This is a genomic window from Halobacillus sp. BBL2006 (assembly GCF_000786645.1).
Classification (GTDB): Bacteria; Bacillota; Bacilli; order Bacillales; family Halobacillaceae; genus Halobacillus.
On sequence record NZ_JRNX01000166.1, the window covers coordinates 1 to 12,109 of the forward strand.

A 12,109-nucleotide genomic window follows, 5' to 3' on the forward strand; every position below is an offset into this window, starting at 1 on the left:
AGGTCATATGTTTTTTTGCTTGTTTTGAGAGTGAATCCCATGAAATATTCCCTCTTTCCGTTATAACTTCTTCCCCTATCTTACATCATTTTAAAAATTCTATCACTCCACATAAAAAAACTGCGTCCTGTTAAAAGAACGCAGTTTTCCTTATTTTTATTCTTCATCGAATTGATAAAGAGGGGTAGAAAGATAACGCTCACCATTACTAGGGATAATCGCTACGACTTTCTTTCCTTTTCCTAGTTTCTTCGCTACCTGTTTAGCCACATGAATGGCAGCACCAGATGAAATCCCTCCAAGAATCCCGTCTTTTCTTGCTGCTTCCCGTGCTGCAGCGAAGGAATCTTCTGTTGAAACCTGAACAACTTCATCGTACACTTTTGTGTTCAAAATGCCAGGCACAAACCCAGCACCGATTCCCTGAATCTTGTGCGGCCCTGGATCTCCACCAGATAAAACTGGAGATCCTTCAGGTTCAATAGCATAAATCTTCACATCAGGATAGCGGTCTTTCAACACTTTGCCTGCTCCGGTAATCGTACCTCCGGTCCCGATTCCTGCAACAAATGCATCTAACTGGTCACCCATTTGCTCAACGATTTCAGGTCCGGTCGTCTTCTCGTGAATGAGCGGATTTGCTTCATTGTTAAATTGTTGAGGCATGAAATAGCCATGTTTTTCTGAAAGCTCTGCAGCTTTTTTGATAGCCCCTTTCATCCCTTCACTACCAGGAGTAAGAACAAGGTCAGCACCATAAGCACGCAAAAGATTTCTGCGCTCCTGACTCATCGTATCAGGCATAACGAGCACCGATTTATATCCTTTGGCAGCAGCGATCATCGCTAGACCGATTCCGGTATTCCCGCTAGTCGGTTCAACAATTGTGTCACCATCTTTCAAGTGACCTGCTTTTTCAGCTTCCTCAACCATAGATAAAGCGATACGGTCTTTCACGGAGCTTCCAGGATTCATGTATTCAAGCTTTAAGTAAATATCTGCGCTATCGTCATCTGCGCTTCCTACCAGCTTCACCATAGGGGTTTGACCCACTAATTCACTTACATTGTTTGCTATTCTCATTTTCTCACTCCTAAAACCAAGTATTTTAATAGGATTTTCATTTAATGTACTGGACTTTCTTACTATTGTCAAACATTTCAATCAATTGTCATGCTCATTAAAAAGGTGTATGAAAATGTTTTACGTCGATAAAACAGGAGGACAGACCAGGGGAAACAACTCGCTATCTCCTCCCATCTATAGTTGGAGGGGGTGAAACGATCATATAGGAGGATTCTATTTACGGATTAAAATATTTGGCCTATCTAGGAGATATAAAAAACCGTTGATCTCCGTATAGCTAAGCTTTAATGAACCTTTTGGTCATAGAACAACTTATTTGAAAACCTGAATGTTCAACAAGAATATTTAGCATAGACAAAAAAATAAAAGGCAAAACAACCCCCGCTTTATGATGAGATCTGTTTCGCCTTTTATTATATCAATAGATAAGACTCTTATGCTATTCTGCAGTATTTGATTGCAGCTCCTGCAGTTCTTTTACATCAAACTGATAATCTTCATTACAGAAGTGGCATTTGGCTTCTGCTCCCTGATCCTCATCAATCATCCGTTGGATCTCCTCGTCTCCGAGGCTGGAGATCGCCATTTCAACGCGTTCACGTGAACAATGACATTTGAATTGGACAGGCATGGTGTCTAAAACTTGAACATTTTCCTCTCCCAATACAGTGTGTAAAATCTCTTCAGGAGTTTTACCATCGCGCACCAAGCTCGAAATAGCCGGCATCTCTGTCAGTCTTTTTTCGATCTGACTGGTTGTTTCTTCATCAGCTCCAGGCATCATCTGAATAATAAAGCCTCCAGAAGCAAGAATTGAATAATCTGTATCTACAAGCACACCAGCTCCGACAGCTGAAGGTACTTGCTCGGAGTTAGCAAAGTAATAGGTAAAGTCCTCGCTGATTTCCCCGGAAATAAGCGGAACTTGTCCTGTGAAATGGTCTCTCATCCCTAGGTCTTTGACAACACTCAATGTTCCACTAGTCCCTACCGCACGGGCCACATCGAGCTTACCTTGATCATTCAGGTCAAAATCGACGTGTGGATTTTTAATATAACCACGAACTTCACCTTTGGAGTTGGCGTCAGCTACGATTGCGCCCGCTGGTCCGTCTCCTTCGACTTTAAGAGTGATTTTATCTTCACCTTTCAACATTGCCCCCATCATAGAACTGATTGTAAGGGTACGACCAAGAGCTGCTGAAGTTGTTGCCCATGTATCTTGCCTACGACGTGCTTCTTCTACCGTTTCTGTCGATTGGACAGCATAAGCACGAACTTGTCCGTCAAAAGCCATCGCACGTACTAAATAATCTGCCATTGCTCATCATTCTCCTTTAAAAGCATTTTTCTCTTTGTTGCGTTGATATATTTTATGAAGACCTTTAAGTGTAAGGTAAGGGTCTACGTGGTCAATCGTATTGGATTGTCCAGCGATCAATGATGCTAACCCTCCAGTAGCAATAACCGTAGGTGTTCGATCAGAAGTTGCCTTCATGCGGTTAACGACTTCATCAACTTGTCCTACATAGCCGTAAAAAACACCCGATTGCATGGCCTCAACCGTACTTTGCCCAATGACATGTTCAGGACTCTTAATTTCGATTTTTGGAAGTTTCGCCGCTTTTGCGTAGAGTGCCTCCATCGAGATATTAATACCAGGAGCAATCGCCCCTCCTAAATATTCTCCGTTTTCATTGATATAACAATACGTAGTGGCTGTGCCAAAATCGATGATAACTAACGGCAACTCATATTCATCGATCGCCCCTACAGCATTTACAATACGGTCAGCCCCAATTTCATCGGGGTTCGGATATTTCATAGACAAACCGTGATCTACATCTTTTGCCCCAATTATCATTGGCTGCTTTTTAAAATAATAACGAGACATTCGCTCGAGCGCAAACATTATGGGCGGAACGACCGAAGAAATGATGACTCCATCCATATCTTCAAAGCTTAATCCTTCATGTTCTAATAAAGATTTAATCAACATCCCGAATTCATCTTCTGTTTTATGGCGATCAGTTTTTATTCTCCATTGGTACTGCAGAGAGTCCTTTTCGAATACCCCCAGTACAGTATTCGTATTCCCCACGTCAAGAACAAAGTTCATAAATCTTGCCTCCCGCGTCATTTCTTTCGGCTACCATCATACCACACTCAACCCTTTTATCGCTGCAGGAATACATTTTTCAATGAGTGAAGTGGAAGAAAAAGCCACACCGCGTATTAAGACGGTGTGGCTCCATTAATTAAACTTAAGAACGGCGATCCTCGGAGTCAGAATCATCTTTTGATGTTTCCTCTTCCTCCTCTGTATCTGCAGTTGATTGTTGTTTAGACTGATCAGATTCATCCGCTTGTTCTTCTTTAGATTTAACATTCACGCGTACATCCTCATCCGTAGAAGATGTATTGTTCTTGATTTTAGCATTATGCTCACGAGCAAGCTCTTCCAATTCTTCTTCTGTTGGAAGACGTCCTTTGTCAAACAAGGAGCGAATTTGAGTTGCATCTAGAGTTTCTACATCAAGTAGAGTTTGTGCAATCAATTCTAACTTATCTTTATTGTCTGTAAGGATCGTTTTCGCACGATCGTAACAATAATTAATGAAGTTTTGTACTTCTTGATCAATTTCGTAAGCAATTTGGTCACTATAGTTCTGTTCATTCTGGATGTCACGGCCAAGGAAGACTTGTCCGCCAGAGTTAGAACCGAACTGCAATGGTCCAAGTTTTTCACTCATTCCATATTCCGTGACCATCTTACGGGCGATACTTGTTGCACGCTGGAAGTCATTATGAGCACCTGTGCTCACTTCACCAAAGATGATTTCTTCAGCAACACGTCCACCTAGAAGACCAGTAATTTTATCGAACAATTCAGGTTTAGTCATGAAGTAACGGTCCTCTTTCGGAAGCATTACCGCATAACCGCCAGCTTGTCCACGAGGAACGATGGTTACTTTATGAACCATATCGGCGTCATCAAGCACCATACCGATGACGGTGTGGCCACTTTCGTGATTGGCAACGATATTACGTTCTTTCTTGGAAATAACACGGCTCTTCTTAGCAGGACCTGCAATCACTCGGTCGATTGCTTCATCAACATCGTCCATATCGACTTTTTTCTTATCTCCACGAGCGGCAACAAGAGCTGCTTCGTTGAGTAAGTTTTCCAAGTCGGCACCAGAGAATCCTGGTGTACGAAGAGCGATGGTTTTCAAATCTACGTTCTCTGATAATGGTTTATTCTTAGCGTGAACGGCCAGTACCGCTTCACGACCTTTCACATCTGGGCGATCAACCGTAATTTGACGGTCAAAACGTCCTGGACGCAGAAGGGCTGGGTCTAAGATATCCGGGCGGTTGGTTGCAGCAATGATGATAATTCCTTCATTAACTCCAAATCCGTCCATTTCAACAAGCAATTGGTTCAACGTTTGTTCACGTTCATCATGGCCACCGCCGAGTCCAGCTCCACGTTGACGTCCAACAGCATCGATCTCATCGATAAAGATGATTCCTGGTGCGTTCTTCTTCGCGTTTTCGAACAAATCACGAACACGGGATGCACCAACACCGACAAACATTTCAACGAAGTCAGAACCACTGATGGAGAAGAATGGTACTCCAGCTTCACCAGCTACAGCACGGGCAAGTAGTGTTTTACCAGTACCTGGAGGGCCAACTAAAAGGACACCTTTTGGAATACGCGCACCAACAGCGGAGAATTTGCGAGGGTCTTTCAAGAAGTCGACGACCTCGACAAGTTCTTGTTTCTCCTCATCCGCACCGGCTACGTCTTTAAAACGAACCTTTTTCTTCTCTTCGGTGTACATCTTCGCCTTACTCTTACCAAAGTTCATAACACGACTTCCGCCGCCTTGAGCCTGGTTAAGCAAGAAGAAGAATAGAATGAATATAATCACGAACGGGATGATTGATGTAAGGAACGTCACCCACGCACTTGGCTGTTCTTCTTCTTCAACATTCAAAACGCTTTGTTCTTGAGCTGTCTGGGTTACATTCGAAATCACCTGATCGTTAGATGGAAGTTTTGCTGTGAATGCCCCTTCGCCCTCTTGACTGTCAGCGAGTTGACCGGTAACTCGGATCACCCCATTGACAGGCTGTATCGTCATTTCTTCGATTTGACCGTTATTAAGTTTATTGTAAAACTCGTTTACATTTAATTCTTGTTGTGGCTCACCTTGACCTCTAAATAGACCGACGACGCCGATAACTACGAGGAAGATAAGTAAATAAAATATAGTATTACGAAATATCCGGTTCATTGCCTACCTCCTCCCAAGCGAGAAAACTATAGTAAATCGTATCATAACAAAAACCGACCAGACAACTAATTACACTTAAAAAAGGAATATTGAAAGCTAAGGTATGAGAGCGTTTCATTATCCACCGTAAACTTCTGGTTTCAGAACACCGATGTAAGGCAGATTACGATACTTCTCTTCGTAATCCAATCCATAACCGACAACAAATTCATCAGGAACTTCAAAGCCGATCGTGTCTGCTTTGATATTGGCGCTGCGTCCTGCCGGTTTATCCAGCAGAGTTACGATTTTGATGGACTTCGCTCCACGATATTTGAATAAGTCCACTAAATAACTAAGGGTCAGCCCACTATCAATGATATCTTCAATAATTAAAATGTCACGACCCTCTACTTTTGTATCAAGGTCCTTAACAATTTTTACTTCTCCTGAAGATTTCATACCTCCGTGATAGCTTGAAACGTCCATAAAATCCATTTCCAAATGAGTCTCTACTCGTTTAAGGAGATCCGCCATGAATGGGGTAGCGCCTTTTAGTACTCCAATCGCTAATGGAAAACGCCCCTGATACTCTTCCGTTAGCTGGGCACCGATCTCCTTACACTTTTCCTGGATTTCCTCCTCAGAAATCAAGACCTTTTCAATTTCGTTATGCATGTTTGCTCCTCCTACGTCTCTGCTTTATTTTCATATTGTAACCGAAGCCACGTACCTGGCGAATTATCGGTACATTCCCCACCTTTTTTTAAACCTACAAGCCAGAGGATTTCACCGGTACGATCTGTCACTAAAGGCCATGTGTCCCGAAGTTGAGCAGGAATCTTTTGGTCAATAAAAATATCTTTTACTTTTTTCGACCCATTCATTCCTCGCAATCGCATCCGATCTCCATTTCGCCTCGATCTTACTACGAGCGGGGCAGTTACGTGATGGGAATCACATACGAAAACGTGAACACCCTCACTGGTGCACTCGTCCACCCACTCTGCAGTGATAAGGGAGCCGTCCGGAAGTTCGACTGTTTCTCCAATAGGGAGCAGCTGGTGAAATGCTTCTTTGTCGTCTTTATCTTTAAACGATAACGTGATTTCATCGTAAGCCCGTACAGCTTTTAATCCTCGAGGCAAATCTATCTCTGCATTCGGTTTCTTCTCATATAAAAGGTTTATAAACATTTCCTCATGCAAATAGGAAATATCTGCTGTTTGATTTACGTACAGATAGTTCAATATTAGATGAAAGGCAGTTCTTTGTAAAGCAAGCGGGAATGTTTTGAAATCTTCGATAGAGAATTGTACGAATTTATCCACATTTGATAAAAAACGTACAGTTTTCAAAACAGCTTCCGCCTCATCCTTTATGTATGAATGGTCTTCCCTCATCCTCTCACTCATCGCCTGCATATGGTAGTGTAACTTCGGGTTTTGTTCTTTCAAGTAGGGAAGAACATGCTTCCGAAATGCATTCCGAGTATAGTCTGTATCTTCATTGGAAGCGTCGATTCTTGGTTCAATGTGATGCTTACTAATATACTGACCAATTTGCTCTTTCGATAGACACAAAAAAGGCCGTATAATCTTTCCTTTTCCAAAAGGTCGTTGAACAGGTATTCCTTGAAGAGCTTCTGGACGTGCACCCCGTGTCATTTGCATGACCATAGTTTCTGCCTGATCATCCCCATGGTGACCGGTGGCCAATCCATCCGCTTCTTCTTGAGCCATGATCTTTTCGAAGAATTGATAACGCAGATGACGAGCAGCCTCTTGAGTACCTAATCCTGTCCGCTTCTTATACGAATGGACATCGACAGAGGTTCCCACAAATTTCACCTGCCATTTTCGGCACATTTGTTCTACATAAGATAGATCATCAGCAGAATCTTTCCCGCGGAGGCCATGATCCACTGAAACTGCGACAATCCGTAAATGCATTGATTCTTTCAATGAAATCAGAAAATGAAGAAGAGCCATGGAATCAGGCCCACCTGATACGGCAGCAAGAATGGTTTGATGAGGATGAATAAGTTGGTGTCGTTTGATGAACGAATGGACAGTCTGATCCATCAATGGTCACTCCTGTTTGGCTAAATCTACCTGTTATTTCTATCTCTTATCGTATCACTCTTCTCGCGTTCTGCAAAAGAATACACTTAAATCCAAAAACTAATAATGGAAACCCCTAAAAGCAGCGTTGTTCCCAACGATAAAACAAGCAATTCTTTGCTTTCAACTTCGTGTTCGCGTTTTCTTTGAACCCTAGATAGGGAGACGGGTTTCTTCCTTTTCATCAAAATCTCGGACAGTGCTTTTTTCATATCGGCTGCATCACGATATTTCCCGTTCCAACAATTCATGATAAACCGCTGATATGGTCTGAGAAGAGATGAAGAAACAAGCTTCGACTCTAATGTTTTATTTGGGTTTCCCGCTTTATCGAACCTCTTAGGATAAGCCATCTCAAGCATGATCATTGTAACTGAGAACAGATCATAGGAAGGCTCAGCTTTCCGAGTTCCCATTCCCCAATACCCCCGGTCATAAAACTCGGTATATTCCTTGATGGCTCTTCCAATCATCGTCACGCCTCCAACATCGATCCAGCGGACATGGGATTCCGACATCAACAGGTTGTCTGTCTTCAAGTCGCCAAAAACATAGCCTGCTTTATGGAGATGCTCCAACTGACTGAGCAATTGAATCGCACATATCCCGATCCAATCTTTAGTTTTCCCTTGTAAAAATGACGATAGCGATTGACCTTCAATGTATTCCATCACATAGAACGGGAAGGCTTTCGGCTGCTTGCCGCTCCAATCATCTACATCAACGAAAGAAGGCCCAAGTTTGACCCCTTGGACCTTACCGAATTTTTTGAGCATATTCACTTCCAGCATCAAACGGGAACTATCTGTACCTAGCTTAAGGGCATACTTATCCCCTTGCTCTGAATGACACAAAAAAACCGTGCCACAAGCCCCTGACCCCAACACTTTTATGATGGTATATGCGTTTCCGTTCCATTTTCCACGCAAACAAGTCCCTGGACGCAGATTAAAATCCGGTTTCTTCATAAGGATCTACTCCATCTTGCATACTTCGAAACAATGGTTTTTCTGTAAATGAATACAGCGCTTCTTTCAAAGCAGGCCCGGTCGGAGTATACCCTCCACTCAATAATTTAGAAAAGATCCCGTTGATTTCCCCTAATTCTGGTGTCCAATCGACCATTTTTCTTATAGTCTTCTTAGGGTCCGGGAAGGTATATATACTAAATTGGTTGGATCCAGTTCGAGCATTCAAACTTAAGGAAAGGTCATAAAGCGCCTCTTTGACTGTGGGAAGCTTATGATGCATGCTAGCGCTTGTATCCACAAGTACAAGCACTTCAAGATCACACCGTTCTCCCAAATCGTCGACAACCTCAACCACTTCGCCGCGTTTATCTGGCGGAAGCTCCTCAATGGTTTGATCCTTCCCTAATATCTCTTGCAGCTCTTTATTGACAACTCCCTGAATCGTTTGAGTCATCGCCTGCCTTGTCACCATTTGTACGGTTTGAGACAAACTTTTTTGATACACAATTTGACTGACGCCTCCACCAGCCTCGGCAATCGATTCTATTTCATCAAGCCCCTGTGGCTTGCCCTGCTGCCGATCATCAAGAACGCCAATCACATTCACCGTAATCCCATGATTTCTAGCGAGTGCTGCTACTGCGACAGGGTCTTCCCCGTGGTTTGAACACCCGTCGGTTAACAAAAGAATTTGCTTAAGTCGGCCTGGTTTCATAGTGGTGATCCCTCCTGTTTCATTGTCACCATCTTCGCCGAAAAGGAGGAATTTTATACTCACCCTAGGCCTGTTTTTTCTCTGTCGGAATGGATGTCCACTCCGGCATGTAGCGGTCGATCCTTGCGACGAGAATCGTCATATCATCGTCAATCGAACCAGCTTGCGTGCGTATGACCTCTTCTAATAGAAGATCAGCGATCACCTGTGGATCATCACTCGTAACCTCCCTGATTTTCCTCTTGATCCACATTTCCACGTTCTCTACGTATTTTGGACCTTCCAAAATTCCATCGCTCATCATGATTAGAAGGTCTCCTTCCTCGAGCTGTTCACTGGTCATATCGACATCTACTTCCGGAATGATGCCCATCGGCAGATTCCCGGACTCTACCGTGAAAATTTGACCTCCTCTCTTAATAAAGCTCGGCGTACTGCCAACCTTAATAAACTTAGATGTCGCTTGATGTAAATCAATAACAGCCAAGTCGAGGGTTGAAAAAATTTCATCGTTCGTTCGTAAGGATAGGATCGAATTAATGGATTGGATGGCGACTGACTCCTGTATTCCCGACTGTAAAATTTGCTTCAACAGCCTTAGAGTTTCCATACTCTCTTCGTGAGCTCTCTCCCCATTTCCCATTCCATCACTGATCGCAAGGGCATATTTACCTCTTCCTAATTCCATCATTGTAAAGCTGTCTCCCGATACGAACCCTCCCCCTTTAGCCGCATGAGCCACTCCCGTTTCAATGGAATAGTGCTTAGCGGATCCAAAATTCAAATAACACCGCCCGTTCGGATATGGAGAGATCTCTTCCATCGTCACCACAATTGTTTCTCCTAAAATATCCGATAGCACAGGGGCAATAATTTTAGCTCCTTCCCCTCGATAATTATCAATCTCAACAATAAGCTCTAAATCGATGTTACCTGCATCCAAAGAATAGATTTCTAACTTCTCTATAATCATCCCCATTCGTTCTAAGGCATTGTATATGACTTGCTCTTTTAACTCGTGATGCTCCCGTTCTTTAACGATTTCTTGCGCAAAATTACTCATGACCTCTGAAACACCCTGGAGCTGCTCTGCTACAAACCTGCGACTCTCTAAAACTTGTTTTTTCAATTGTTTATTCGCATGGTAGAAGGACAACTCGTGCTTCATTGTGTCAACTAACTTTTGCGATTTAACACAATGTTGATCAACGGCTTTTCGAACGACCCGATTCGGTTCCCCCTTTTCATCCAGTTCATGCATCAGTTCCGTCATCATGTCGTGGGTCTGATCGAACATATTGACCCAGCACTTCTCCTTTTTAAAACAGGATTGACACGTTTTTTCTGTGACATGACTGAGGAAATAATCCACTTCTTCTTCCTCCGCAACATCTGCAGGTGGACGATCTAAATAATTGAAACTTTTCGATAAAGCTTGAAATACATCGGAAAACTTGCCAACTCGTACTGCTGTTACATCACGGACCTTTTGTAAGTATTTCTGTTGTTCTGAATGATGTTCATCCGTACCTGGGACATAACGGGATAACTGCTTTACCCACGAATTTGGAGTCAACACAAAGAAGAGGACTGCCCATGCCGTTGCCCATAGGGAAGAGGGTAATTCTGCACCATTACTGACATAAAAGCCGATCAATAATGTACCCACTACAAGCCCGGCGCTCACTCCTACCTTTTTTCCTTCTTTTAATAAACCGCCTAATAAGCCTGAAAATGCTAGCAGGCTCATTTGATAGACGTGATCCATATTCGAAAGGCTTAGTACAAGCCCCATTACAACTCCCACCGTTGAACCGATCGCTGCCCCTGCCACATAAGCAAGAAGGATAACGAGATAACGCGAAAAGACATCTACAACAGCCACCCCTTGAATTTCCCAACCGATCATTCCTGTCAGGACAGAGGCAAGTAATATGATCAAGCAGACAATCTCCTCATTTTTTAACGTTGGTTGATAACGTTGTGGTGTTAAAAAAGGAAGACTCTGCATAAAGATAAGTACAAGGATGAAACTAAGGACCCCTTCCGCAACCATAAGGGTAAGTTCGTAGAGCTGCCAACGATCGAGCAGCGCTAAGCTGACCATTCGTGGAATGACACTGGCCATCAGCGCAAGCATTGGCAGCCATCTCTGGGGGTGACTTATTTTGTACAGCCCCAGAGTTAAGAGCAAAAAAGTCGCCGACGCTCCTGCAATAAAACCCGCATGACCGTAACTATATGTAGACGCCCCAGCGGCCATCATAATAGTAACCGGTATCACAAGCGGTCGTTTCAGCCACCAGATCACAGCAAGGAAAGCTACTCCGAACGGAGCCATGGAAGATAAAATAATTGCTCGCCCTAATAATAGGGACAGGACCATATGAAAGACCCCTTTGTTTGCCATGAAAGTAAATAATCCGAACGATACCTTCTGTAAACCTCTTCCGACATTCGACTGCTTTAACGTAGCCTGGCGATCTTCGCGTTTCGTCATCGTACCCAACATTTTCAAATCACACTCCTTTGTTATGAAATCTATTAAATCACATGCTAGACAAGCATTTTGTCAAAACAACAGGAGAGCAGAAACAAAAACTTCGAGGCTTTTTTCAACAACTACATCCGTTTCTACAAATTAACCCTAGCCACCCTCCTCGAGTACCCAAAAACCCCCTTCTTTCCCTAGCGAAATATACATACAATTCTGATATTTTTATTTTGTGTTGACAGTTTTTTTATTATGGTTTACTATATTGCTTGTGACTTTGAAAAAACATTCTTTCAAATGGCGGTGTAGCTCAGCTGGCTAGAGCGTACGGTTCATACCCGTGAGGTCGGGGGTTCGATCCCCTCCGCCGCTACCATTATTTTTCCATACATACTAGGCCCGTTGGTCAAGTGGTTAAGACACCGCCCTTTCAC

General features: G+C 43.2%; 9 protein-coding genes and 1 tRNA gene. 1 reads left to right on the forward strand and 9 read right to left on the reverse strand.

All coding sequences use genetic code 11. The features are described from left to right. Positions 1 to 156: 156 nt before the first annotated feature. The 9 genes from cysK to spoIIE all read right to left on the reverse strand — a co-directional run bounded on the left by cysK (position 157) and on the right by spoIIE (position 11,693). Entirely contained in the window at positions 157 to 1,083 is a 927-nt protein-coding gene (cysK, locus tag LD39_RS05945) for a cysteine synthase A (RefSeq protein WP_035543949.1), read from the reverse strand. Between the two features lie 442 nt (positions 1,084 to 1,525). Next, the gene (gene hslO, locus LD39_RS05950) at positions 1,526 to 2,407 is read right to left on the reverse strand and encodes an Hsp33 family molecular chaperone HslO (RefSeq protein WP_035543950.1); all 882 of its coding nucleotides are present in this window, start codon (positions 2,405 to 2,407) and stop codon (positions 1,526 to 1,528) included. A gap of 6 nt (positions 2,408 to 2,413) precedes the next feature. Beyond that, positions 2,414 to 3,205: a type III pantothenate kinase gene (locus LD39_RS05955; protein ID WP_035543953.1), complete on the reverse strand. Its 792-nt coding sequence runs from the start codon at positions 3,203 to 3,205 to the stop codon at positions 2,414 to 2,416. Positions 3,206 to 3,350: 145 nt separating this feature from the next. Beyond that, positions 3,351 to 5,393: an ATP-dependent zinc metalloprotease FtsH gene (gene ftsH / locus LD39_RS05960; protein ID WP_035543956.1), complete on the reverse strand. Its 2,043-nt coding sequence runs from the start codon at positions 5,391 to 5,393 to the stop codon at positions 3,351 to 3,353. Positions 5,394 to 5,510: 117 nt separating this feature from the next. Further along, positions 5,511 to 6,050, reverse strand: coding sequence for a hypoxanthine phosphoribosyltransferase (hpt, locus tag LD39_RS05965; protein WP_035543957.1), 540 nt, complete (start codon positions 6,048 to 6,050; stop codon positions 5,511 to 5,513). A gap of 11 nt (positions 6,051 to 6,061) precedes the next feature. Continuing rightward, a complete protein-coding gene (gene tilS, locus LD39_RS05970) occupies positions 6,062 to 7,456 on the reverse strand; it encodes a tRNA lysidine(34) synthetase TilS (RefSeq protein ID WP_035543960.1) in 1,395 nt (464 codons plus the stop codon). Between the two features lie 86 nt (positions 7,457 to 7,542). Next, on the reverse strand, positions 7,543 to 8,463 hold the full coding sequence (locus tag LD39_RS05975) for a protein kinase (protein WP_035543961.1): 921 nt from the start codon (positions 8,461 to 8,463) through the stop codon (positions 7,543 to 7,545). After that, the gene (locus LD39_RS05980) at positions 8,444 to 9,181 is read right to left on the reverse strand and encodes a VWA domain-containing protein (protein ID WP_035543963.1); all 738 of its coding nucleotides are present in this window, start codon (positions 9,179 to 9,181) and stop codon (positions 8,444 to 8,446) included. Before LD39_RS05980 ends, LD39_RS05975 begins: the two co-directional genes overlap by 20 nt. Before the next feature lie 64 nt (positions 9,182 to 9,245). Further along, positions 9,246 to 11,693, reverse strand: coding sequence for a stage II sporulation protein E (spoIIE, locus tag LD39_RS05985; RefSeq protein ID WP_035543964.1), 2,448 nt, complete (start codon positions 11,691 to 11,693; stop codon positions 9,246 to 9,248). A gap of 281 nt (positions 11,694 to 11,974) precedes the next feature. On the opposite strand from spoIIE, the gene LD39_RS05990 reads away from it, so the two are divergent. Beyond that, positions 11,975 to 12,051: transfer RNA gene (locus tag LD39_RS05990), tRNA-Met, on the forward strand. Positions 12,052 to 12,109 lie beyond the last annotated feature (58 nt).

What these genes read in the sequence shown, in the direction of transcription:
- cysK (WP_035543949.1), bottom strand. Translation starts at nt 1,083, where the DNA reads ATGAGAATAGCAAACAATGTAAGTGAATTAGTGGGTCAAACCCCTATG.
- hslO (WP_035543950.1), bottom strand. Translation starts at nt 2,407, where the DNA reads ATGGCAGATTATTTAGTACGTGCGATGGCTTTTGACGGACAAGTTCGT.
- LD39_RS05955 (WP_035543953.1), bottom strand. Translation starts at nt 3,205, where the DNA reads ATGAACTTTGTTCTTGACGTGGGGAATACGAATACTGTACTGGGGGTA.
- ftsH (WP_035543956.1), bottom strand. Translation starts at nt 5,393, where the DNA reads ATGAACCGGATATTTCGTAATACTATATTTTATTTACTTATCTTCCTC.
- hpt (WP_035543957.1), bottom strand. Translation starts at nt 6,050, where the DNA reads ATGCATAACGAAATTGAAAAGGTCTTGATTTCTGAGGAGGAAATCCAG.
- tilS (WP_035543960.1), bottom strand. Translation starts at nt 7,456, where the DNA reads ATGGATCAGACTGTCCATTCGTTCATCAAACGACACCAACTTATTCAT.
- LD39_RS05975 (WP_035543961.1), bottom strand. Translation starts at nt 8,463, where the DNA reads ATGAAGAAACCGGATTTTAATCTGCGTCCAGGGACTTGTTTGCGTGGA.
- LD39_RS05980 (WP_035543963.1), bottom strand. Translation starts at nt 9,181, where the DNA reads ATGAAACCAGGCCGACTTAAGCAAATTCTTTTGTTAACCGACGGGTGT.
- spoIIE (WP_035543964.1), bottom strand. Translation starts at nt 11,693, where the DNA reads ATGTTGGGTACGATGACGAAACGCGAAGATCGCCAGGCTACGTTAAAG.